The organism is Salipiger mangrovisoli (genome assembly GCF_015223355.1).
GTDB classification, from domain to species: Bacteria; Pseudomonadota; Alphaproteobacteria; order Rhodobacterales; family Rhodobacteraceae; genus Salipiger; species Salipiger mangrovisoli.
This window is the reverse complement of the sequence record NZ_JADFFK010000001.1, coordinates 154,627-177,425: the sequence shown is the minus strand read 5'-3', so window position 1 is coordinate 177,425 and position 22,799 is coordinate 154,627. Positions and strand designations below refer to the sequence as shown.

The 22,799-nt window shown below is 67.8% G+C and carries 25 protein-coding genes; 12 read left to right on the top strand and 13 right to left on the bottom strand.

The window, feature by feature from the left end; translation table 11 throughout:
- Nucleotides 1–3: 3 nt before the first annotated feature.
- Together IQ782_RS00870 and IQ782_RS00865 are read right to left on the bottom strand one after the other, a co-directional pair.
- Nucleotides 4–309 (bottom strand): hypothetical protein, encoded by a 306-nt coding sequence (locus IQ782_RS00870; RefSeq protein ID WP_194132724.1) that lies wholly within the window; start codon nt 307–309, stop codon nt 4–6.
- Nucleotides 310–311: 2 nt separating this feature from the next.
- Entirely contained in the window at nt 312–1,475 is a 1,164-nt protein-coding gene (locus tag IQ782_RS00865; protein WP_194132723.1) for an isovaleryl-CoA dehydrogenase, read from the bottom strand.
- 160 nt (nt 1,476–1,635) lie between these two features.
- On the opposite strand from IQ782_RS00865, the gene IQ782_RS00860 reads away from it, so the two are divergent.
- Nucleotides 1,636–2,118, top strand: coding sequence for a pyridoxamine 5'-phosphate oxidase family protein (locus IQ782_RS00860; protein WP_240989015.1), 483 nt, complete (start codon nt 1,636–1,638; stop codon nt 2,116–2,118).
- Between the two features lie 20 nt (nt 2,119–2,138).
- Entirely contained in the window at nt 2,139–2,606 is a 468-nt protein-coding gene (locus IQ782_RS00855; RefSeq protein WP_194132722.1) for a CreA family protein, read from the top strand.
- Between the two features lie 4 nt (nt 2,607–2,610).
- Here IQ782_RS00855 and IQ782_RS00850 read toward each other — a convergent pair whose 3' ends face one another.
- Nucleotides 2,611–3,780 (bottom strand): FAD-dependent monooxygenase, encoded by a 1,170-nt coding sequence (locus tag IQ782_RS00850; protein ID WP_194132721.1) that lies wholly within the window; start codon nt 3,778–3,780, stop codon nt 2,611–2,613.
- Nucleotides 3,781–3,886: 106 nt separating this feature from the next.
- Complete coding sequence (dksA, locus tag IQ782_RS00845; RefSeq protein ID WP_092426498.1) at nt 3,887–4,309, bottom strand: RNA polymerase-binding protein DksA; 423 nt, start codon at nt 4,307–4,309, stop codon at nt 3,887–3,889.
- Nucleotides 4,310–4,578: 269 nt separating this feature from the next.
- On the opposite strand from dksA, the gene IQ782_RS00840 reads away from it, so the two are divergent.
- Nucleotides 4,579–5,418: an AAA family ATPase gene (locus IQ782_RS00840; protein WP_194133187.1), complete on the top strand. Its 840-nt coding sequence runs from the start codon at nt 4,579–4,581 to the stop codon at nt 5,416–5,418.
- Nucleotides 5,419–5,676: 258 nt separating this feature from the next.
- Nucleotides 5,677–7,152 (top strand): DEAD/DEAH box helicase, encoded by a 1,476-nt coding sequence (locus tag IQ782_RS00835; protein WP_194132720.1) that lies wholly within the window; start codon nt 5,677–5,679, stop codon nt 7,150–7,152.
- 256 nt (nt 7,153–7,408) lie between these two features.
- On the opposite strand, the gene IQ782_RS00830 is transcribed toward IQ782_RS00835, so the two are convergent.
- The 3 genes from IQ782_RS00830 to IQ782_RS00820 form a co-directional block, all read right to left on the bottom strand.
- Nucleotides 7,409–7,834 (bottom strand): OsmC family protein, encoded by a 426-nt coding sequence (locus IQ782_RS00830; protein ID WP_194132719.1) that lies wholly within the window; start codon nt 7,832–7,834, stop codon nt 7,409–7,411.
- Between the two features lie 87 nt (nt 7,835–7,921).
- Nucleotides 7,922–8,233, bottom strand: coding sequence for an Rdx family protein (locus IQ782_RS00825; protein ID WP_194132718.1), 312 nt, complete (start codon nt 8,231–8,233; stop codon nt 7,922–7,924).
- An 8-nt stretch (nt 8,234–8,241) separates the two neighbouring features.
- On the bottom strand, nt 8,242–8,697 hold the full coding sequence (locus IQ782_RS00820; protein ID WP_194132717.1) for an Lrp/AsnC family transcriptional regulator: 456 nt from the start codon (nt 8,695–8,697) through the stop codon (nt 8,242–8,244).
- A 152-nt stretch (nt 8,698–8,849) separates the two neighbouring features.
- Between IQ782_RS00820 and IQ782_RS00815 the strand changes: the two genes are divergently transcribed.
- The 5 genes from IQ782_RS00815 (at nt 8,850) to IQ782_RS00795 (ending at nt 12,972) form a co-directional block, all read left to right on the top strand.
- The gene (locus IQ782_RS00815; RefSeq protein WP_194132716.1) at nt 8,850–9,155 is read left to right on the top strand and encodes a DUF2849 domain-containing protein; all 306 of its coding nucleotides are present in this window, start codon (nt 8,850–8,852) and stop codon (nt 9,153–9,155) included.
- A 50-nt stretch (nt 9,156–9,205) separates the two neighbouring features.
- Nucleotides 9,206–10,870, top strand: a complete 1,665-nt coding sequence (locus IQ782_RS00810) for a nitrite/sulfite reductase (RefSeq protein ID WP_194132715.1) — start codon at nt 9,206–9,208, stop codon at nt 10,868–10,870.
- A 4-nt stretch (nt 10,871–10,874) separates the two neighbouring features.
- Nucleotides 10,875–11,666, top strand: a complete 792-nt coding sequence (locus IQ782_RS00805; RefSeq protein WP_194132714.1) for a phosphoadenylyl-sulfate reductase — start codon at nt 10,875–10,877, stop codon at nt 11,664–11,666.
- Entirely contained in the window at nt 11,663–12,040 is a 378-nt protein-coding gene (locus IQ782_RS00800; protein ID WP_194132713.1) for a DUF934 domain-containing protein, read from the top strand. Before IQ782_RS00805 ends, IQ782_RS00800 begins: the two co-directional genes overlap by 4 nt.
- Nucleotides 12,041–12,117: 77 nt before the next feature.
- The gene (locus IQ782_RS00795; protein ID WP_277347828.1) at nt 12,118–12,972 is read left to right on the top strand and encodes a ferredoxin--NADP reductase; all 855 of its coding nucleotides are present in this window, start codon (nt 12,118–12,120) and stop codon (nt 12,970–12,972) included.
- A gap of 82 nt (nt 12,973–13,054) precedes the next feature.
- On the opposite strand, the gene IQ782_RS00790 is transcribed toward IQ782_RS00795, so the two are convergent.
- Together IQ782_RS00790 and IQ782_RS00785 are read right to left on the bottom strand one after the other, a co-directional pair.
- Nucleotides 13,055–13,696, bottom strand: a complete 642-nt coding sequence (locus IQ782_RS00790) for a hypothetical protein (protein WP_194132711.1) — start codon at nt 13,694–13,696, stop codon at nt 13,055–13,057.
- Nucleotides 13,697–13,821: 125 nt separating this feature from the next.
- The gene (locus IQ782_RS00785; RefSeq protein ID WP_194132710.1) at nt 13,822–14,421 is read right to left on the bottom strand and encodes a hypothetical protein; all 600 of its coding nucleotides are present in this window, start codon (nt 14,419–14,421) and stop codon (nt 13,822–13,824) included.
- Nucleotides 14,422–14,600: 179 nt separating this feature from the next.
- Between IQ782_RS00785 and infC the strand changes: the two genes are divergently transcribed.
- A complete protein-coding gene (infC, locus tag IQ782_RS00780; RefSeq protein WP_338092529.1) occupies nt 14,601–15,185 on the top strand; it encodes a translation initiation factor IF-3 in 585 nt (194 codons plus the stop codon).
- A 179-nt stretch (nt 15,186–15,364) separates the two neighbouring features.
- Here infC and IQ782_RS00775 read toward each other — a convergent pair whose 3' ends face one another.
- From IQ782_RS00775 to IQ782_RS00760, 4 genes are all read right to left on the bottom strand, one after another.
- Entirely contained in the window at nt 15,365–16,366 is a 1,002-nt protein-coding gene (locus tag IQ782_RS00775; RefSeq protein ID WP_194132709.1) for a molybdopterin-binding protein, read from the bottom strand.
- A complete protein-coding gene (locus IQ782_RS00770; RefSeq protein WP_194132708.1) occupies nt 16,363–17,367 on the bottom strand; it encodes an XdhC family protein in 1,005 nt (334 codons plus the stop codon). Before IQ782_RS00770 ends, IQ782_RS00775 begins: the two co-directional genes overlap by 4 nt.
- A 52-nt stretch (nt 17,368–17,419) precedes the next feature.
- Nucleotides 17,420–18,646, bottom strand: coding sequence for a DegT/DnrJ/EryC1/StrS family aminotransferase (locus IQ782_RS00765; RefSeq protein ID WP_194132707.1), 1,227 nt, complete (start codon nt 18,644–18,646; stop codon nt 17,420–17,422).
- 80 nt (nt 18,647–18,726) lie between these two features.
- On the bottom strand, nt 18,727–19,389 hold the full coding sequence (locus IQ782_RS00760) for an HAD-IA family hydrolase (protein ID WP_194132706.1): 663 nt from the start codon (nt 19,387–19,389) through the stop codon (nt 18,727–18,729).
- Nucleotides 19,390–19,510: 121 nt separating this feature from the next.
- On the opposite strand from IQ782_RS00760, the gene glmU reads away from it, so the two are divergent.
- Both glmU and glmS read left to right on the top strand, forming a co-directional pair.
- Entirely contained in the window at nt 19,511–20,878 is a 1,368-nt protein-coding gene (glmU, locus tag IQ782_RS00755; RefSeq protein ID WP_194132705.1) for a bifunctional UDP-N-acetylglucosamine diphosphorylase/glucosamine-1-phosphate N-acetyltransferase GlmU, read from the top strand.
- 4 nt (nt 20,879–20,882) lie between these two features.
- Complete coding sequence (gene glmS / locus IQ782_RS00750) at nt 20,883–22,700, top strand: glutamine--fructose-6-phosphate transaminase (isomerizing) (protein ID WP_194132704.1); 1,818 nt, start codon at nt 20,883–20,885, stop codon at nt 22,698–22,700.
- Nucleotides 22,701–22,799 lie beyond the last annotated feature (99 nt).

Sequence of the window (22,799 nt, the reverse complement as noted above, 5' to 3'; positions counted from 1 at the left end):
GGTTCATGTCTGTGGCCCCCTCCTGACCCGCGCGTGAAGGATGCGCCCCAGCCGGTCCATCTGGTAGACATGCGCCAGATCCTCCCGCGCGCAGGTCACCACGATCCAGACCGGCGCCTCGGCGGGGCGCCCCGTGCAATCGCTTTTCGCGGCCCCCTCCGGGCCGGTCTCGACGTAGAGCGTGGCGGCGGCATCGATCGCCTCGGTCTCCGTCAGCTCCGCCGCCTGCATCCCGGCCCGGTAGGCCGCCAGCGCCACCAGCGCGAGAAGCGCCAGCGCCGGGGCATACCAGAGCGGCCGGGATGGCATGATCAGCCCATCGCCGCCATCAACTCGCGGCCCACCAGCATGCGGCGGATCTCCGAGGTGCCCGCGCCGATCTCCATCAGCTTGGCATCGCGGAAGAGCCGCGCCACCGGCGCATCGGCGAGGAAGCCCGCGCCGCCCATCGCCTGCACCGCCTGATGCGCCTGCACCATCGCCTGTTCCGAGGCGTAGAGACAGCAAGCCGCCGCGTCCTGACGGGTGACGTCGCCGCGATCGCAGGCCTTGGCGACCTCGTAGACATAGGCGCGGGCCGAGTTCATCGCCGTGTACATGTCGGCGATCTTGCCCTGCATCAGCTGGAACGACCCGATCGGCTGGCCGAACTGCTTGCGCTCGGCCATGTAGGGCATGACCTCGTCGAGGCAGGCGGCCATGATGCCCGTGCCGATGCCCGCGAGCACCACGCGTTCGTAGTCGAGCCCCGACATCAGCACGCGCACGCCCTTGCCCTCTTCGCCGAGGATGTTCTCGAAGGGCACTTCGACGTCCTCGAAGATCAGCTCGGCGGTGTTCGAGCCGCGCATCCCGAGCTTGTCGAAATGCGGCGAGGTCGAGAAGCCGGTCATGCTTTTCTCGATGAGGAAGGCGGTGATCCCCTTCGACCCGGCGTCGGGATCGGTCTTGGCATAGACCACCAGCGTGTCGGCGTCCGGCCCGTTGGTGATCCAGTACTTGTTGCCATTGAGGATGAAGCGGTCGTTCTTCTTCTCGGCGCGCAGCTTCATGCTGACCACGTCCGATCCGGCGTTGGACTCGGACATGGCGAGCGCACCAACGTGTTCACCGGAGACCAGACCCGGCAGATATTTCGCCTTCTGTTCCGGCGAGCCGTTCAGCTTGATCTGGTTGACGCAGAGGTTGGAATGCGCGCCGTAGGACAGCGAGACCGAGGCCGAGGCGCGGGCGATCTCTTCGACCGCCACGACATGCGCCAGATAACCCATGCCGGCTCCGCCGAAGTCCTCGGGGACCGTGATGCCCAGAAGGCCCAGCTCACCCATCTCGCGCCACAGCTCGTTGGGGAAGGCGTTCTCCCGGTCGACCTGCGCCGCCATCGGCTTCAGCCGCTCCTGCGCCCAGCGGTGCACCATCTCGCGCAGCGCGTTTACGTCTTCGCCCAGATCGAACGTCATCACGGCGTTGAACATCAAACCGCCCCTCCCCTGGCAGTTATTGAACACTTGTTCATATCTAAGCGCTCGGCCCGCCGGACGTCAACAGCAAAGGCATGTCACCCTGCCGTGACCGCGAGGAACGGCCCGGCGAAGCGGGCGTTGATGCGGTGAAACACAGAAAAGGAGAGACGACATGCCCAAGGATCACATGACCGACCTCAAGCACGATTTCTGGAAACAGCTGAAGGACGTGCGCGCCGGCCTGCTGGCGGCGGACGGCGAGCGCCCGGTGCCGATGGCACCCCACGCGGACAAGGACGAAAACGCGATCTGGTTCATCACCGCCAAGGGCTCGGCGGCGGCCCGCGCCGCAAAGAGCGGTGGCGAGGTGAGCTTCCACATCGCCGACCCCAAGGCGCATCTTTACGCAAATGTCTTCGGCACCGCCGAGCTGACGAACGACGAGAAGAAGCTCGACGAGATTTGGAGCGTCGTGGCCGGCGCGTGGTTCAAGGACGGGCGCGACGACGACTCGGTCCAGCTGGTCAAGATGACCCCCAAGGAGGGCGAGGTCTGGGTCAGCAACGGCGGCGCCAGCTTCCTCTACGAGATCGCCAAGGCGCAGATGACGGATGACACGCCCGACGTGGGCGAGCATGGTCGGGTGGTATTCTGACCGCCACCCGGAGACTCGCCATGAAACCCGCCCTCCTCGCGCTGCTCTGCCTGCTGCCCTCGATGACACTTGCGGAACAGGTCGGCGAGGTGGGCGTGGACTGGGTCGGCAATGATATCGAGATCGAGGCCATTGCCGATCCGAAGGTGCAGGGTGTGACCTGCCATATCGCCTATTTCGACCGGGGCGTGCTTGACCGGCTGTCCAAGGGCAACTGGTTCGAAGACCCGTCCAACGCCTCGATCGCCTGCCAGCAGACCGGGCCGATCGTGATCGGCGACATCGATCGCGACAAGGATGGCGAAGACGTCTTCCGCACGTCGCGCTCGATCATCTTCAAGTCGTTGCGGGTGAAGCGCATCTATGACGAGAAGAACCAGACCTTGATCTACCTCGCCCATGCGGCGGAGCTGACAGAAGGGTCGGCCAAGGTGTCGCTCTCGACGGTGCCGCTCTATGGCACAGAGGTCATCTGGGCAGAGAAATGACTGATCAGGCGAGCCGCGTCGCGTCGTAGCCGTAGATCCAGTCGAACTGCCCCAGCATCCTGTCTGGCGCGAGACGGCCCAGCAGCCCCATGCCGAGATGCGCGACGCCGCGCACCAGCGGGTTGCGCAGGTGGTATTTCCAGGCGTTGCCGTTGGCCGCTTCGACGACCTTCACGCAGCGCTCGCGACGCAGCGCCTGGTAGCGGGCAAGCGCGGCATCGCGGTCATCGATGGACGACAGGCAGGCCGCCAGCACCCAGGCATCTTCCAGCGCCATGTTCGCGCCCTGCGCCATGAAGGGCAGCGTCGGATGCGCGGCGTCACCGAGGATCGCCACGCCTTCGCCGTGCCAGCGCCGCGCGACCGGGTGCCGGAACAATCCCCAGAGGCCCGGACGATCCGCTGCCGCAAGCAGCTGTGGCACGTCGCCGCCGAATCCGGCAAAAGCGGCGCGCAGGTTGGCGAGGTCGTCGACCTGCGACCACCCCTCCTCGGTCCAGCCGCGGCGCTCTTCGACCGCGACGAGGTTCACCGACTTGCCACCGCGCAGCGGGTAGCTGACCAGGTGCCGCCCCGGCCCCATGTGCACGCGCGCCTCGGGCGGGTGACCGCAGAGGTTCGGCACCACCGCACGCCAGGCAACCTGGCCGGTGAAGAACGGCGCGACCACGCCGTTGAGGGCGCCCCGCAGGATCGAGTGCAGACCGTCGGCCCCGATCACCAGATCCGCCGAGCAGGAATCGCCATTCGCCATTTCCAGCTGCACCGGCGCGCCCGGATGCACCGCGGCAAGCTTTTGCAGCAGCCGCACCTGCACGCCCGCCTCGCGCGCCGCCTGCGACAGCAGTCCGATCAGGTCGGCGCGATGGACAAAATGATAGGCCGCCGTCTCGGGCAACCGCCCGAGGTCGAGCCGCAGCACCTCGGTGCCGCGTCGGTGGTCGCGCAAGGACACGGCCTCTGCCCGGCAGGCCCCGGCCCGCAGCGCGCCCGAAAGCCCGAGCGCCTCGATCACCCGCAGCCCGTTGGGGCTGATCTGCAAGCCTGCGCCGACCTCGGAGATCGCCTCGGCCTGCTCCAGCACACGCACCTCGAAGCCACGCTGCCGCAGCGCCAGCGCCGCGGCAAAACCGCCGATGCCTCCTCCGATGATGGTGACTGACCTGCCCGGCACCCTGCAGCTCCCGCAAAAGGCGAAAAAGGAAAACGCCGGAGCAATTGGCCCCGGCGTCCTGTCTTGTCAAGCCTTTGCCCCCGGCTGCCGACCGGCGGCCACGGGCTCAGTCGTCGCGATGAACCTTCTCACGGCGCTCGTGGCGCTCCTGCGCCTCGAGGCTCATGGTGGCGATCGGACGCGCGTCCAGTCGCTTCAGGCTGATCGGCTCGCCGGTCACTTCGCAATAGCCGTATTCGCCCTGCTCGATGCGGCGCAGCGCCGAGTCGATCTTGGCGACCAGTTTACGCTGGCGGTCACGGGTACGGAGTTCCAGAGCCCGGTCGGTCTCTTCGCTGGCACGGTCGGTCACGTCGGGAATGTTCCGGGTGGCTTCCTGCAGCGCCTCGATCGTATCGCGGCTCTCGGCGAGAATGTCGTTTTTCCATGCGAGCAGTTTGCGGCGGAAGTACTCCGTCTGACGCTCGTTCATGAAAGGTTCGTCTTCGGCCGGACGGTAATCGTCGGGCAGAAAAGTCTCGGGCTTCATTTCTGCTCCCTCTTCAAAACCGGTGTCCGGCGAGGAAATCCTGACCGGAACCGGCACCCCTTGCGAGGCTGCTGTTATCCCACCCACCCCCCGATGTCACTACACAATGGGATAGGCCCCGAACGAATATTCGGCAGGTGCCCATTTTGTAGCCACGGCATGACAGTGCTTTGCGGAACCGCCCGCAAAGGCCGCTTGAAGCCGCCTTGGCGGCCCTCTATCCCTTTCTGGACAGCAGCGGAGGAATGCCGATGAGCGAGCAGCGGAGCCTGAATTTCCAGGGAACCGAGGCCTATGTGGCCACCGAGGATCTGACCATGGCGGTGAATGCCGCGATCACCCTCGAGCGCCCGCTGCTGGTCAAGGGAGAGCCCGGCACCGGCAAGACGGAACTGGCGCGGCAGGTGTCGCAGGCGCTCGGTCTGCCGATGATCGAATGGTCGATCAAGTCCACCACCCGCGCCCAGCAAGGCCTCTACGAGTATGACGCCGTGAGCCGCCTGCGCGACAGCCAGCTCGGCGAGGCGCGCGTGCGGGACGTCGGCAACTACATCCGCAAGGGCAAGCTCTGGCAGGCCTTCGACGCGCCGGGCAAGGTGGTGCTGCTGATCGACGAGATCGACAAGGCCGACATCGAGTTTCCCAACGACCTGCTGCAGGAACTCGACTGCATGGAGTTCCACGTCTACGAGACCGGCGAGACCGTGCAGGCGCGCCAGCGCCCGATCGTGATCATCACCTCGAACAACGAGAAGGAGCTGCCCGACGCCTTCCTGCGCCGCTGCTTCTTCCACTACATCCGCTTCCCCGACGAGGCCACGCTGCGCCGCATCGTCGAGGTCCACCACCCCGGCATCAAGCCCGCCCTGCTGACCGAGGCGCTGACCCAGTTCTACGAGCTGCGCGAGCAACCGGGCCTGAAGAAGAAGCCCTCGACCTCCGAGGTGCTGGACTGGCTGAAACTGCTGCTCGCCGAGGACCTCGATGCCGCCGACCTGCGCAAGGCCGGTGCCGACTCCCTGCCGAAGCTGCACGGTGCCTTGCTGAAGAACGAGCAGGATGTGCACCTCTTCGAACGGCTCGCCTTCATGGCCCGGCGCCAGCGCTGAGTCTTCGCGCTCAGGTTGCCGCCGCGACAGATTCCTGCGCCAGCGGCTGCAAAAGCGTCACGATTCCGTGTCCCTGACGCCGCAGAACCGGCAGAAACCGTCGATTTTGAGGCGCAAACCCCCTACAGATTGACCTTTCCCGCCTGTTTCCGGTACAAGCCCGCATCATGGCTGCCCTCGGGCGGCTTTTTCGGGCCATCCGGGCCCTTCCTCAGACGCGCGGGCCAAGTTTCAGTGTCCGCAATGCATCGGACCTACATGACCAAGTTTACCGACCTGAACCTGAACCCCAAGGTGCTGAAAGCCATCGAAGAGGCGGGCTACGAGACGCCCACCCCGATCCAGGCAGGCGCCATTCCCCCCGCGCTCGAGGGCCGCGACGTGCTGGGCATCGCCCAGACCGGCACCGGCAAGACCGCGTCCTTCACGCTGCCGATGATCACCTTGCTGGCGCGCGGCCGGGCCCGCGCCCGGATGCCGCGCAGCCTGGTGCTCTGCCCGACGCGCGAACTGGCGGCGCAGGTCGCCGAGAATTTCGACGTCTACACCAAGCACCTGAAGCTGACCAAGGCGCTGCTGATCGGCGGCGTCTCGTTCAAGGAGCAGGAGCAGCTGATCGACAAGGGCGTCGACGTGCTGATCGCCACCCCCGGCCGCCTGCTCGACCATTTCGAGCGCGGCAAGCTGCTGCTCACCGGCGTGCAGATCATGGTGGTCGACGAGGCCGACCGCATGCTCGACATGGGCTTCATCCCCGACATCGAGCGGATCTTCTCGCTGACCCCCTTCACCCGCCAGACGCTGTTCTTCTCGGCCACCATGGCGCCCGAGATCGAACGCATCACAAACACCTTCCTGTCGGGCCCCGAGCGCGTCGAGGTGGCCCGCCAGGCCACCGCCTCGGAAACGATCGAGCAGGGTGCGGTCTTCTTCAAGCCCTCGCGCAAGGACCGCGAAGCCTCCGAGAAACGCGCCGTGCTGCGCGCGCTGATCGACAAGGAAGGCGATGCCTGCACCAATGCGATCATCTTCTGCAACCGCAAGGTCGACGTGGATATCGTCGCCAAGTCGCTGAAGAAATACGGCTACAACGCCGCGCCGATCCACGGTGACCTCGATCAGTCGCAGCGCATGCGCACGCTCGACGGCTTCCGCGACGGCTCGGTCCGGCTGCTGATCGCCTCGGACGTGGCCGCCCGCGGCCTCGACGTGCCTTCGGTCAGCCACGTGTTCAACTTCGACGTGCCGAGCCACGCCGAGGATTACGTGCACCGCATTGGCCGCACCGGCCGCGCCGGCCGTACCGGCAAGGCCTTCACCATCATCGTGCCGAAGGACGAGAAGAACTTCGAGGCGATCGAGACGCTGATCCAGAAAGAGATTCCGCGCATCGACTCGCCGATCCGCGGCACCCCCGCCTCGGACGCGCCGGTGACCCAGGACGAGGAAAAGCCCGCCAAGCGCAGCCGCTCGCGGTCGCGCCGCAGCGAGCGCGGCGAAAGCGCCGCCGCTCCCAAGCTCGAGGAAGCCGCCGCCGTGGAGACCCCCACCCCCACCCCCACCCCCGCCGCCGAGGTCGCAGAGGTCTCGCCCGAGCGCGACCGCGCGCCGCGCACCACCGACAAGTCCCGCGGCCGCGGCCGCAAGGGCGACCGCGAGACAACCGTGGTGGGCATGGGCGATCACATGCCCGAATTCATCGCCCTCAGCTTCGAGCAGCGCCGCGCCAGCTGAGGCCACCGCATCCCGATACGCAAGAGCCGCCCCAAGGGGCGGCTCTTTTCGTCAGGGCTGATTTTCAAGGCTGATTTTCAGGCCTGATTTTCAGGGCAGCCGCCTCTGCCGCAGGCCTCGAAGCGGCATGCTCCGGCCTGCCTCCGGCGGGGATATTTCTGCCTAGAAGAAAGGGCGGCGCGCGCCGCCCTTTCTTCTAGGCAGAAATATCCCGGGGGGTGCGGGGGGCTGGCCCCCCGCTTCCGGGCGCGCGGGGTCAGGCCAGCGTCGCGTCCAGGGTGATCTCGGCGTTCAGCAGCTTGGAGATCGGGCAACCCGCCTTGGCCTTGTTCGCCGCCTCGAGGAAGGTCTCCTCGCTGGCACCGGGGATCACGGCGGTCATCTTGAGGTGGCTCTTGGTCACCGCGAAGCCGCCATCGACCTGCTCCAACGTCACCGTGGCGACCGTGGAGATGTCCTCGGCCTTGAGGTCGTAGTCGCCGAGGATATTGCTCAGCGCCATCGAGAAGCAGCTGGCATGGGCCGCGGCGATCAGCTCCTCGGGGTTGGTGCCCGCCTCATCGCCGAAGCGCTTGTTGAAGCCGTAGTTCTGCTTGTCCAGCACGCCGGACTCGGTCGAGACGGTGCCCGTCCCGTCCTTCAGCCCGCCCTGCCAGTTCGCCGATCCGCTCTTGTTGATCATCTTTTGGGTCTCCTCTTTCTGCCCGCGTGGGGCTCTGATCGCGAACCTAGCACAGCACGGCGCAAGGTCACGTCTGTCGGAAAAACTTCACGGGGCAGCACCGGTCGACCGGTCGGAATGTCCAAGGTCGCGCTCCGGCGCGATCACGTCGCGCAGGCGCTGCTTGATCACCTTGGGTTCGGGAAAGCCGCCGTCGCGCTTACGCTCCCAGAGCAGCACGCCGTCCACCGAGATCTCGTAGACCCCGCCGTAGCCGGGCACCAGCGTCACGCCCCCGAGCTCCTGCCCGAAGGTCTGCAGCAGTTCCTGCGCCATCCAGCCGGCGCGCAGGAGCCAGTTGCAGCCGGTGCAATAGGTGATCGAGACCTGCGGCTTCGGCGGTTCGGGCGTGTCGGTCATCTGGCCCCCTAGAGCGGCAGCGCGTTGGTGTTCTTGATCTCTTCCATCGAGAGCAGCGCCGTCACGTTGTAGACCTTCACCTCGGAAATCAACGCCTGGTAGAAGACGTCATAGGCGCGCGCATTCTTCACCCGCACCTTGAGGATGTAGTCGATCTCGCCGGCGAGGCGGTGCGCCTCCATCACCTCGGGCCGCTCGCGCAGCGCCTTCAGGAACTTGCGCTGCCAGTCGGCCTCGTGCTCGGAGGTGCGGATCAGCACGAAGAAACAGGCCTCGAACCCCAGCTTCTCGGGATCGGGGATCACCACCTGCGGGCCAATGATCCCGGCCTCGCGCATCTTGCGGATGCGATTCCACACCGGGGTCTTCGAGGAGCCTACGGCGCGGGCAATCTCATCCAGCGAGCGTCCCGCGTCCTCCTGCAGTTCCAGAAGGATTTTCCGGTCGGTCTCGTCGATCGTCATTGCTGTTCCGTCCTTTCGTCCACGTTGGAACGTCCGCCCCATCCTTAACCACAGACCGGAACAGATGTCCTTATATTTCTCCCCCTCTGGCCGCAAGGGGGGACAAAATTCTATATTAAGCCGCAACGAACCCCCTCTCGGAGTGTACCCCGATGCCGAAGCCCTTCACGCCCAAGGTCGTCACCGCCAACGCGCTGATCGAAGGCGACGTGATCTATCTCGCAGCCGATGACAGCTGGGTGCGAGATCTGACCAAGGCCGAGGTCCTCAGCGACGAGGCCATCGCGCAGATCCGCCTGCTCGACGCGCAGGCCCGCCCCTCCGAGGCGGTCGGCGTCTACCTCGCCGACGTCAAGCTGGGCACCCAGGGTGCCGAGCCCACGCACTTCCGCGAGGAGTTCCGCCGCACCGGCCCCTCGAACTACTTCCACGGCAAGCAGGCCGAAGCCGACGCCTGATCCGGCGCCCCTCCCCCACGCAGCGACCAGGCCAGACGCAGGAGACCCAGATGTACCGCTACACCGAGTTCGACACCGCCTTCATCCAGGAACGCAACCGCCAGTTCCGCGCCCAGGTCGAGCGCCGCATCGCCGGCAACCTGACCGAGGACGAATTCAAGCCGCTGCGCCTGATGAACGGTCTCTACCTGCAGTTGCACGCCTACATGCTGCGCGTGGCAATCCCCTATGGCACGCTCTCGTCGGCGCAGATGCGCCAACTGGCGCTGCTGGCCGAGAAGTGGGACAAGGGCTACGGCCATTTCACCACCCGCCAGAACATCCAGTACAACTGGCCGAAGCTCTCGGATGTGCCGGACATGCTCGACGCGCTGGCCGAGGTGAACCTGCACGCCATCCAGACCTCGGGCAACACCATCCGCAACGTGACCGCGGACCATTTCGCCGGCGCCGCCGCCGACGAGATCGCCGACCCGCGCCCGGTGGCCGAGCTGCTGCGCCAGTGGTCCACTGACCACCCCGAGTTCCAGTTCCTGCCGCGCAAGTTCAAGATCGCCGTCACCGGCGCGCCGAACGACCGCGCGGTGATCAAGGCGCATGACATCGGCATCGAGATCGTCTCGAAGGACGGCCAGATCGGCTACCGCGTGCTCGTCGGTGGCGGCCTCGGCCGGACCCCGATGATCGGCAAGGTGCTGTCGGACTTCGTGCCGCAGGCGGACCTGCTGCCCTTCGTCGAGGCCACCGTCTCGGTCTGGAACCTGCTTGGCCGCCGCGACAACAAGTACAAGGCACGCATCAAGATCACCGTGCACGAGCACGGCATCGAGGAAATCCAGCGCCTTGTCGAAGCCCGCTTCGCCGAGACCAAGGCCGCCTTCAACGGTGCCGACCTCGACCTCTTCGCCGAGATCAAGGAAAGCTTCGCCGCGCCCGCCTTCCGCAATGCGCCCGAGGACGACTTCGCCGCCGCCTATGACGCGGACCCGGTGTTCCGCTCCTGGGCCGATACCAACCTCGCCGAGCACAAGGCGCCGGGCTATGCCATCGTGCAGGTCTCGCTCAAGGCGCATGGCCAGACGCCGGGCGACGCCTCGGCCGAGCAGATGCGCGTGCTGGCGGATCTCGCCGAGCGCTTCGGCCACGACGAGCTGCGCATCTCCCACGAGCAGAACGTGATCCTGCCGCATGTCCACAAGTCGGACCTGCCGGAGCTGCACAAGATCCTGAAGGCGCATGGCCTTGCCACCGCCAACATCGGCAAGATCTCTGACATCATCGCCTGCCCCGGCATGGACTACTGCGCGCTGGCGACGGCCCGCTCGATCCCGATCGCCACGCAGATCGCCACCCGTTTCGACGAGCTCAAGACCGAGCACGAGATCGGCGACCTGAAGATCAAGATCTCGGGCTGCATCAACGCCTGCGGCCACCACCACGTGGGCCATATCGGCATCCTCGGACTGGATCGCGGCGGCGTCGAAACCTACCAGATCACCCTCGGGGGCGACGCCACCGAGACCGCCGCGCTCGGCGAGCGCACCGGTCCGGGCTTCTCCTACGAGGAGATCGTGCCGGCCATCGAGCGGCTGGTCGACGCTTATCTCGACCAGCGCGAGAGCGCCGAGGAGACCTTCCTGCAGGCCTATCGCCGGCTCGGCATGGCGCCGTTCAAGACGGCGCTCTACGAGACGGAAGAAGCGGAAGCGGCCTGAGCCGATGACCCTTCAACTCCCTCCCAACACGCCCGAGACAGGCGCGAAGGCTCTGCTGCCGGATGAGCTGGCAGAGCTGCGCGCGCGGGTCGACGCGCTGAACGCGCGCTACCGGCATCACGGCGCGACCGCGGTGCTGGAGGGGGCCCTGCGCGATCCCGAGGCGGGGCGCATCGCCATGGTCTCGTCCTTCGGGGCGGAATCTGTGGCGCTGCTGCACCTCGTGGCAGTGGTGGAGCGGACGACCCCCGTTCTCTTCATCGACACGCGGCTGCTGTTTGCCGAGACGCTGGACTACCAGCTCGAAGTGGCCGAGCGGCTGCGCCTCTCGGACGTGCGGATCATCCGCACCGACGAGGCGCTGCTGCAATCGCGCGACCCCTACGGCGCGCTGCGGTTCTCCGACAAGGACGCCTGCTGCGCCCTGCGCAAGACCTTCCCGCTCGAACAGGCGCTCGGCGGTTTCGACGGCTGGATCACCGGACGCAAGCGCTATCAGTCGAAGACCCGCGCGGGCCTCGAGTTCTTCGAGCTCGAAGAGGAAACCGGGCGCATCAAGGTGAACCCCATGGCGCATTGGGCGCCCGAGGACATCGGCGCCTACATGGACGAGAACCGCCTGCCCCGGCACCCGCTGGTAGAGCAGGGCTACCCCTCCATCGGCTGCGCGCCCTGCACCAGCAAGGTCGCGCCCGGAGAGGACCCCCGCGCCGGACGCTGGCGCGGCGAAGACAAGGTTGAATGCGGCATCCATTTCGTGAATGGCCAGGCCGTGAGAGAAGGACAGAGCCAATGACCGTCATCGTGACCGACGAGGGCTTCGGCCCCGACACCTGGGAAGCTCAGGACGCCCCCGTGCTGGACCTGCCCTCCGACACCGACCCCGCGACGCTGGAAGTGCCGCACAACGCCATCCACGTGCGCATCGCCTTCCCCAGCTTCGCCGATGGACGTGGCTTCACGCTGGCGCGCCTGCTGCGCCTGCGCGGCTACACCGGCACGCTGCGCGCCGCCGGCCACGTGATCTCGGACCAATACGCCATGGCCCGCCGCTCGGGCTTCGACGAGGTCGAGATCTCGGACGAGCTGGCCGCCCGCCAGCCCGAGGACGAGTGGAAATTCCGCGCCAACTGGCAGCAGCACGATTACCAGTCGCGGATGCGCGGCTAAGACGCCTTTCCCCTGACCTGCATCACCGATATAGCCAAGGGACCGGCCCCGCGCCGGCGAGAGACATCATGACAGAGATGAAACCCGTGAACGAAGCCACCGCAGCGAAAGCCGATGCGCCGAAGAAGATGGTGCTTCCCGACGCCCAGACGATCACCTACGTGAAGCACTGGACCGACCGGCTGTTCTCCTTCCGCGTCACCCGCCCTTCCAGCCTGCGCTTCCGCTCGGGCGAGTTCGTGATGATCGGCCTGATGGGCGATCCGGACCCCAAGACCGGCAAGCAGAAGCCGCTGCTGCGCGCCTATTCCATCGCCTCGCCCAGCTGGGACGAGGAGCTCGAGTTCTACTCGATCAAGGTGCAGGATGGCCCGCTCACCTCGAAGCTGCAGCACATCCAGGTCGGTGACGAGCTGATCCTGCGGCCCAAGCCCGTCGGTACGCTGGTGCATGACGCGCTGCTGCCCGGCAAGCGGCTGTGGTTCTTCGCCACCGGCACCGGCTTTGCGCCCTTCGCCTCGCTGCTGCGCGAACCGCAGACCTACGAGGACTACGACGAGGTGATCATCACCCACACCTGCCGTGAGGTCGGCGAGCTGGAGTATGGTGCCGCGCTGATCGAGAGCCTGAAAACCGACGAGCTGCTCAACGAGCTGATCGGCGAGGGCTTCTGGAAGAAGATCAAGTACTACCCGACGACCACCCGCGAAGAGAGCCCGAAAATGGGCCGCATCACCGACCTGATGCGCTCGGGCGAGGCCTTTGCCGATCTGGGCGTGCCGCCGCTGAACGCCGAGACCGACCGCGCGATGATCTGCGGCAACCTCGCTTTCAACCTCGAGCTGAAGCAGATGTTCGAGGATTACGGCCTCGAAGAGGGCGCGAATTCGGACCCCAAGCACTACGTGGTGGAAAAGGCCTTCCTCGACTGAGGATCGCGCTGCCGCGAAATCGCGAAAAGCCCCGGCCCGGCCGGGGCTTTTTCTTTTCCCGCTCCGCCGCGAAGGGCGGGCGTCAGCCGTCCGCGTGGCTCTCCGGGACCCGGCTGGACGCCGAGGGCGCCAGAGAAACCAGCAACAGCGCCGCATTGAAGGCCAGCAGGCACAGCGCCGTGTAGATCGACATCGCTGAGACGAAGGGCAGCGACAGGGGTGCCCCAAGGCGGAAATTATGCACCGCAAGCACCGCGATGATCCCCGACAGACCGGAGAGCGCCGCAAGCATCGGCACCTCGCGCCGCAAGAGCCGCGCGCTGCCCAGTCCGGCCAGCCCCAGCGCCCCGGACAGCAGGCCCGTCATCGTGCCCGGTGACATGCGGTCGCGTGGCGCGCGGCTTTTCAGCAGCGCGTCAAGCCCCGCGGGATCGAGCGCGACCACGACGGAATTGGTCAGCACCACCATCGCGGCGGCGGCGGCGCAAAAGATCACCTTGTCCTGCGCGTGCTCCTGCATCAGGTGCAGCAGCAACCCCAGGAAGAGCAGCGCCAGCGCGATTGCCGTGCCTGGAACCATCGCCGCCCGGCCGGACGCGCCGCGCACCAGAACCTCGACCCCCAGTCCCCAGCCCAGCAGGACCGCGGCAACCAGCACGAGGCATACAATTGTCAGTAGCAGCGGAAGCTGGCGGTGAAGCAGCTCCGCTTTCGAAATCGCCATTGTCGTAAATCCGGAATGATCGGCCTCAACATGAGACAGCTACGGCAGCCTACATGCTCCGGATCACGCCCGCGCGCAAAAAAACGCGCGCGGGCACAGGTAATTCGTGACAGCGCCGGTCCCGCTCAGAGCCCGAGCCGTTCGCGTGCTTCCTCGAGCACGGCGGCAAGCTGGTCCGGCGCATCCTTTACCGAGGCGAGTGCGGATTTGGTGGCCTCCTTGGCCGCGAAACCAAGGTCGGACTGCTCGATGTAGGCAACGGCCCTGTCGTAGTCGAAGCCTTCGACCGTGAACAATTCGCGCAGTTCCTCATCGCTCAGCCGCGCCACCTCGGCACCGGTGCCGGCGGCGTTCTGCGCGGCGGCATCCGCCGCGGCGTGGGCCTCTTCAACCGCACCTTCGGCCGAGGCCATTGCGTCTTTGGCGACATCCGACACCGCCTCTGCCGCGCCTTCCACTGTCTCGGCGGCCTTGCCGGCCGCGTCCGAGATCGCATCCATCGCGGTGCCCGCGGCTTCGCCCGCCTGGTCCATCGCCTCGCGGCCGGCGGCGGCGGCGTCATCCGCGGCCCGCTCGAGCGTGTCTCCCGCGCTTTCGGCGGCCGCATCGGCTTCTGCCCCCGCGTTTTCCATCGGGGCGGGCACGGGCTCCTGCCCGCCGCGCATGCCGAACACCAGGACGCCGAGCAGCACGATGGCCCCGACGATCAGAATCGCTTGTCTCATCTCAAATGTCTCCAGTCTCGCGTGAGGTCGCGTCGATGTGAGATAGGCACTCAGCTTCGCATGATCACCCGCACCTCGGGTCATCCGCGGGGCCTCGCGCACCGGATGAGCGGGTTGAGGCTCGCCTATGCGCCGTTTCGGCCAATTGTCGCTTGAAACACCCCGCCCAGAGCACTACTTTGCGCGCCTACGAGACACGGCAACAAAGGACGAAAACCATAGCTCGCAGACCTCACAACGCGCCCCCGACGCGCGACACCGGCCCCCGCGTCAACGATCGCATCCGGGCTCCTGAAATCCGCCTGATCGGCGCCGAAGGTGAAAACCTCGGTGTGCAGACTCCCGCTCGCGCGATGGAGATGGCAGAGGAAGCGGGGCTCGATCTGGTCGAGATCTCGCCCAACGCCAAGCCGCCCGTCTGCAAGATCATGGACTTCGGCAAGTTCAAGTACGAACAGCAGAAGCGTGAGAGCGAAGCGCGGAAGAAGCAGAAGACCATCGAGGTCAAGGAAGTCAAATTCCGCCCCGGCACCGACACGCACGACTATGATGTCAAGATGCGCAACGTGCTGAAGTTCCTCGAAGGTGGCGACAAGGTGAAGATTACCCTGCGCTTCCGTGGCCGCGAAATGGCCCACCAGAACCTTGGCCGCGAACTGCTCGAGCGCGTGGCGGAAGACGTCAAGGAAGTGGGCAAGGTCGAGAACATGCCCAAGATGGAAGGCCGCCAGATGGTCATGATGATCGGGCCGGCCGTCAAGTAAGACATTCCAAGTGATCCCTTCGCGGATCCGCTGAGGAAAACCCGCCGCGCTGCCGCCGGCGGGTTTTGCTTTTGGAGGCGGGGAAGTTGGGGGCTCCGCCCCCGCCCGCCTGCGGCGGTCCCCCCGGGATATTTCTGCCTAGAAGAATGGCCGGGGCAGCGTCTCGGAAGCCGACGCGCTCATCCCTCGCGCGGGCGCGGGCGCGACGGCGGCTCCTTCAGCAGCCCGCCGACGCCCATCGCGGCGATCTCGGACGGGCTAACCTCGCGGCCGCAGATCAGCCGCTCCAGCACCCAGTCCGCGCCGTTGATCGCCGGCGAGCGGGCGCAGCCCGGCAGGCCGATCACCGGCCGCGTGCCGAGGCGACCGTAGAACAGCAGGTTGCCCGGATCGACCGGCATGCCGAAATGGCTGACCTCGCCGCCGGCCGCGCGCAGCGCCTCGGGCGCGACGTCGTGCAGGTCCGAGGTGGCCGAGCCTGTGAGAATGAGGATGATGTCACCCGGCGCCTTGCGGATCGCCGCCGCCAGCGGCGCGGTGCGATGCGGCACCAGCACGCGCGGGCCGAGCTCGGTGCCGAAACGCTCAAGCCTTGCGCGGGTGGCGCGGCGGCCCTTGTCGCCGAGCGCGGCGGGATCGTTGGCGACGTCGGTCTCGATCAGCGTGGCGGTCCGTGCCACCGGCCGGTGCAGGCGCAGCGCGCCGCCCTGCGCCGCGGCGCAAGCGGCCGCAAGCGCCGCCTCGGGCACGGCGTAGGAGATGATCTTGACCGTCGCGACCATGGCGCGCGGCGCGCAGCGCTGCCAGGGTCGTAGCGTCGCCACGGTGATCATCGGATGCACGGCGTTGACCGCGTTGATGCGCGCCGCGTCGACCTCGATCACACCGGGGCCGAGCGCATGCAGGTTGACCCGGCCGGTGGTCGCCGGGCCGATGCGCAGATGCGCGGCTTCCGGGTCGGGCAGCAGCGCTTCCGCCAGGTGCCGGGCCGCCGCATCCTCGGACACGTCCCCCGGCTCGAGCCGTGCCGCGACGACCTCCGACAGACCCGCCGCGCGCAGCGCGTCGAGGTCGCCGGCCGTCAGCACGTGCCCCTTCTTCAGCCGCGCGCCGGGCATCGCGACCGAATGGGCGAGCACCGCCCCCTCTGCCCCGGCCAGCGGCAGCGGGCCGAACTTCATGCGCCCTGCCTCAGCACGCGGGTCATCTCGGCGAGGATCGACACGGCGATCTCGGCCGGGCCGGACGCGCCGATGTCGAGGCCGATGGGGCCGTGGATGAACGCGATCTCGGCTTCGGTGAAACCCGCCTCGGTCAGCCGCGCCACGCGCTTGGCATGGGTGCGGCTGGAGCCGAGCGCGCCGATGTAGAAAACCCGGGAGCGCAGCGCCGCCTCGATGGCGGGATCGTCGAGCTTGGGGTCATGGGTGAGCAGCACCAGCGCGGTGCGGGTGTCGAGCCCCAGCTTCGTCACCGCCTCGTCGGGCCAGTCGTCGAGGATGGTCTCACCGGGGAAGCGCGCCGTGGAGCCGAAGGCGCCGCGCGGGTCGATCAGCACCGGGTCGTAACCGGCGATGCGCGCCATCGGCAACAGCGCCTGCGCGATATGCACCGCGCCGACCACCAGGAGCCGCAGCGGCGGGTTGTGGATGGCGACGAAGCTGCGACTTTCCTCGACGAAGCCCGAACGGTCCATGCGGAAGGCGGTCTCGTGCCCGTCGTAGGCCAGCGCCCGTGCGTCGCTGTCCAGATCGGCCACATAGGCCACGGGGGTGCGCGCGGCGCGGGCCTCGCAAAGCTCGGCCAGCAGCGCTTCGGGCAGCGCCGAGCCCACCGGCTCGACCAGCACGCGGATGGTGCCGCCGCAGGCGAGGCCAACGGCAAAGGCGTCATCGTCCGAGACGCCGAACTCCAGCTCCCGCGCCTTGCCCTCGGCCAGTGCCTCGAGCGCCTCGGTGATCACCGCCCCCTCGACGCAGCCGCCCGAGACCGAGCCCTCGATCTCGCCGTCGCCCGAGATGGCGAGTTGCGCGCCGGTGCGGCGCGGGGCGGAGCCCCAGGTCTGGATCACCGTCGCCAACGCTGCCCCGCGCCCCGCACGATGCCAGGCGAGCGCGGTTTCGGGGATGGCGTCGAACGCGCGGGCTGCCGCGGGCTTGGGATCGGTCGTGCTGTCGGTCATGTCGGACGCTCCTCCGCGTCTGGAACTGGGAACGGGCCGGTTGCCCGGAAGGTCAGGCTGCCTGCTGGTAGACCGCCGAGACCTCGGCGCGGATGATCCTTGCGATCAGCGCGCAATCGTCGAGGCTGAAGGTCAGCGGCAGGCGCATGTCAAGAATGCCGGTCAGGATGCGGTCGGTGGCCGGCATGGGCTCGGAAGGCGCATAGCGCCAGCTGTCGTAACGCGAGGTGAAGGCGACGGGTTCCCGGCCGCCGAACCATTTCAGCTCGACGCCTCGGGCAGCGCAGCGTGCCAGCAATTGCCGGATCGCCTCGGGCGACCAGTCGAGGACCAGTGCCTGGATCGAGGAGCCGACGAAGCGCTCGGCCGCGGGGCGTTCGATCAGCGTGAGGCCGGGTGTGCCACGCAGCCCCGCCTCGACCGCGCGGTATCGGTCATTCCAGCGGTCGATCTGCGCGGGAAGATCGGCGAGCTGCGGACGCAGCAACGCGGCGCGCAGGTTGTCCATCCGTCCCGAGACGTTGGGGGTGACGTATTTCACCCGCTCGAAGGCCTCGGGTCCCGGCGCGGCAAGGTGGCGCTCGTAGAGCATGTAGCTGCCCGAGAGCATCACCGCGCGGGCGGCAAGGTCCGCGTCGTCGGTGACCAGAAAACCGCCCTCGCCCGAGTTCATGTGCTTGTAGGTCTGCGTCGAATAGCAGCCGATCGCCCCGTGCCGCCCCGAGGGGGTGCCGTTCCAAGCCGCGCCCATGGTGTGGGCGCAATCCTCGATCACCTGAACTCCGGCGGCGTCACAGAGCGCCATGAGCCGGTCCATGTCGCACAGATGCCCACGCATGTGACTGAGCATCAGCACCCGCGCCTGCGGCAGCTTGGCGGCAAGATCGTCGAGGTCGATCACCAGATCCTCGGTGACCCCGACAAAGGCCGGCACCGCGCCGAGAGAAGCAATCGCACCCGGCACCGGCGCGAGGGTGAAGGCATTGGTCAGCACCGTCTCGCCGGGCTGCACCCCGAGCGCGCGCAGGGCGCAGCCGAGCGCGTAGCCGCCCGAGGCCACGGCGACGCAGTAGCGCGCGCCGGTGAAGGCGGCAAATTCCTGCTCCAAGAGCGCGGTCTCGGCGGTCTCGCCGGGGGCAGTGTTGTAGCGGTGCAGGCGGCCGTGGCGCAGCACCTCGAGCGCGGCGGCGATGCCCGCCTCGGGGATCGGCTCCTGCTGGGTGAAGCTGCCGGTGAAGCGTTCGGCGGTGAGGGTCTCGGTCTTCGGGTGCTCGGTCATGGGGCATTGATGCGCCCGCGCTGCCGCGCGGTCAATGCGCAAGGGCACACAGCGATGTGCGCGCCGCTCCGACGCGCCCTTCAGCCGATCAGCCGCGCCACCGCCCCGGCCAGCTCGTCGAAATGCCCGATCATCGCTTCGGGTTCCAGCGCCGAGACCGCCGTGCCATCGGGGCCGAAGCCGACGAGGATGCAGGGCACGCCCGCCGCCCGCGCGGTGTTGCGGTCGGTCGCAGTGTCGCCGACCAGCAGGCTCTGCGCCACCTGCCCGCCCGCGCGTTCCACCGCCGCGACATAGGGCGCGGGATCGGGCTTGCGCACCGGCAGCGTGTCGGCGCCGATCAGGGCGTCGAAGTGCCCGCGCGCGCCCATGCGCTGCATCAGCGTCTCGGCCAGGCCCTCGGGCTTGTTGGTGCAGATGCTGACCCTGTAGCCCGCGTCGCGCAGCCCCGCGACAGCCTCGAGCGCGCCGGGGTAGAAGCGGGTGTAGCGGTCGATCGCCTCGCCGTAGACCGACAGCAGCTCGGGATACCAGCGCGCGATCAGCTCCTCGGAAAAGGCTCCGGCGCGATCGAGCCCGGCGGTCAGCATGGCGCGCCCGCCCTTCACCGCGATGCCCGCGTCGGCCAGCGGATCGAGCCGCACCTCCAGCCCCATGCCCTCGAAACAGGCGTTGGCCGCGGCGATCAGGTCACCACTGGTGTCGGCAAGCGTGCCGTCGAGATCGAAGACCACCGTACGCATTCTGGCTTGTCCCTTCCGCCCGGCCCTGTCACAGGCTGAAATCCAACGTGAAACGGGGTCCCTTGCCCCCCTGCCCCAAGCGGATAAAACGGGCGCAGGCAGAAGACAAACAGGAAACCGCATGAGCCTTGCTCTGATCCTCCTTGCCGCAGGCAAGGGCACCCGCATGGAGTCCGATCTCCCCAAGGTCCTCCACCGCCTCGCCCAGGCCCCGCTGCTGTGGCACGCGCTGCGCGCCGGTCAGGCGCTGGAGCCGTCCCGCTCGGTCGTGGTGGCTGGCCATGGCGCGGCCGAGGTCGAGGCCTCGACCGCCGAGTTTGCCCCGGAGGCGCAGGTGGTGCTCCAGGAAGAGCAGCTCGGCACCGCCCATGCGGTCGCGCAGGCGCGTCCCGCGCTTGACGGGTTCGACGGCGACGCGCTGGTGCTCTACGGCGATACGCCCTTCATCACCGAAGCGACGCTCGAGGCGATGCGCGACGCCCGCGCGCGGCATGACGTGGTGGTGCTGGGTTTCGAGGCTGCGGATCCGGGCCGCTACGGCCGGCTGATCGCCGAAGGTGACGCGCTGGAACGGATCGTCGAGTTCAAGGATGCCTCCGACGCCGAGCGCGCCATCACGCTATGCAACTCTGGCGTCGTCTGCGCCGGAAGCAGGACTCTCTTCGAGCTGATCGACGCGGTGGGCAACGACAATGCCTCGGGTGAATACTATCTCACCGACATCGTCGAGATCGCCCGCTCCCGTGGCCTTTCGGCGGGCGTCGTGCGCTGCGACGAGGCCGAGACGCTGGGCATCAACTCCCGCGCCGAGCTGCGCGCCGCCGAGGCCGCCTTCCAGGCCCGCAAGCGCGCCGAACTGCTGGACGAGGGCGTGCAGATGACCGCTCCCGAGACGGTCTTCCTCGCCTGGGACACCTACATCGGCCGCGACGCCGAGATCGAACCCAACGTGGTCTTCGGCCCCGGCGTGACCATCGAGACCGGCGCCCGCATCCGGGCGTTCAGCCACCTCGAGGGCTGCCACGTCAGCCGCGGCGCCATCGTCGGCCCCTACGCCCGCCTGCGCCCCGGCGCCGAGCTGGCCGAGGAGGTCCACGTCGGCAACTTCGTCGAGGTGAAGAACGCCTACCTTGCCGAGGGCGTGAAGGCCAACCACCTGACCTACATCGGCGATGCCGATATCGGCGAGCGCACGAACATCGGCGCGGGCACGATCACCTGCAACTACGACGGCTTCTTCAAGCACCGCACCACCATCGGCAAGGACGCCTTCATCGGCTCCGACACCATGCTGGTTGCCCCGGTCACCGTCGGCGACGGCGCGATGACCGGCTCCGGCTCGGTGGTGACCGAGGACGTGCCCGCCGGCGCGCTGGCGCTGGGGCGCACGAAACAGGTGACCAAGCCGGGCTTCGCGACCAAGCTGCGCGAGATGCTCCGCGCCCGGAAGGCGGCACAGAAAGCCGCCCAAGACGCCAAGGAAGGATAAGACCATGTGCGGAATCGTCGGCGTCCTGGGCAAGCACGAGGTTGCCCCCATGCTGGTCGAGGCGCTGAAACGCCTCGAGTACCGCGGCTATGACAGCGCGGGCATCGCCACCGTGCAGAACGGCAGGCTCGACCGCCGCCGCGCCGTCGGCAAGCTGGTGAACCTGCAGGACCTGCTGGTGCACGAGCCACTGGCGGGCAAGGCCGGGATCGGTCACACCCGCTGGGCCACCCATGGCGCCCCCACCGAACGCAACGCCCACCCGCACCGGGCGGGCAAGGTCTCGGTCGTGCACAACGGCATCATCGAGAACTTCCGCGAGCTGCGCGCCGAGCTGGCCGAGCAGGGCCTCGCGCCCGAGACCGAGACCGACACCGAGACCGTCGCCATGCTGGTCGCGCATCACCTCGATCAGGGCCTGCCGCCGGTCGAGGCCGCCTCCAAGGCGCTGGGACGGCTTGAGGGCGCCTTTGCCCTCGCCTTCCTCTTCGACGGCGAGGAAGATCTCATCGTCGCCGCCCGCAAGGGCTCGCCGCTGGCCATCGGCCACGGCAGCGGCGAGATGTTCGTGGGCAGCGACGCCATCGCGCTCGCCCCGATGACCGACCGCATCACCTACCTCGAAGAGGGCGACTGGGCCGTGGTCACCCGCGCCGGCGCCGAGATCTTCGACGAGACCGGCGCGCCGGTTAGGCGCGAGGAAAAGCGCGTGCGGCTCGACCAGGCGCAGGTCGACAAGGCCGGCTACAAGCACTTCATGGCCAAGGAGATCGCCCAGCAGCCGACCGTGCTGGCCGAGGCGCTCGGGGCCTACCTCAAGGGCGACGAGATCGAACTGCCCGCTCCCGGGCTGGACTTCGCCGAGGTCGACCGGCTGGTGCTGGTTGCCTGCGGCACCGCCTATTACGCCTGCCTGACCGCGAAATACTGGTTCGAGAAGCTGGCGCGCATCCCCGTCGAGGTCGATATCGCCTCGGAGTTCCGCTACCGCGAGCCGCCGATCACCAAGGGCACCGTGGCGCTCTTCGTCAGCCAGTCGGGCGAAACCGCCGACACGCTGGCGGCGCTGCGCTACTGCGCCGGGCGGGCCGACCGGATCGTCTCGGTGGTCAACGTCGAGACCTCGACCATCGCCCGCGAGAGCGATCTGGCGCTGCCGATCCACGCCGGAGTGGAGGTCGGCGTCGCCTCGACCAAGGCCTTCACCTGCCAGCTCAACGTGCTCTTGCTGCTCGCCATCAAGGCGGCCGAGGTCCGCGGACGGATGGCGACCGCGGAGAAAGCCGAGCTGCTCGCGCAGCTGCGCGCCCTGCCCGGCCTGTTCAACGCCGCGCTCGACCGCGACGGCACCATCGCCGAGGCGGCCCGCAAGGTCTCCGAGGCCCGCGACGTGCTCTTCCTGGGGCGTGGCATGATGTACCCGCTGGCCCTCGAAGGCGCATTGAAGCTCAAGGAAATCAGCTACATCCACGCCGAGGCCTATGCCAGCGGAGAACTCAAGCACGGGCCGATCGCGCTGATCGACAAGTCGGTGCCGGTGATCGTCATGGCCCCCCGCGACGGGCTCTTCGACAAGACCGTGTCGAACATGCAGGAGGTCATGGCGCGCGGCGGCAAGGTCTGCCTGATCTCCGACGCGCGCGGCATCGAGGAGGCCGGGGACGGCATCTGGCAGAGCATCGCCCTGCCCGAGGTCGACGAGCGCCTTGCTCCGTTGCTCTACGCGCTGCCGGCGCAGCTTCTGGCCTATCACGCCGCGATCGCCAAGGGCACCGACGTGGACCAGCCGCGCAACCTCGCGAAATCGGTGACGGTGGAATAGGCCCGCAGGTCACGGAGGGGGCTCCGCCCCCGTCCGCTGCGCGGCCTCCCCCGGGATATTTGGACCTAGAAGAAAGCCCCGGCGGTCCGCGCGACCTCC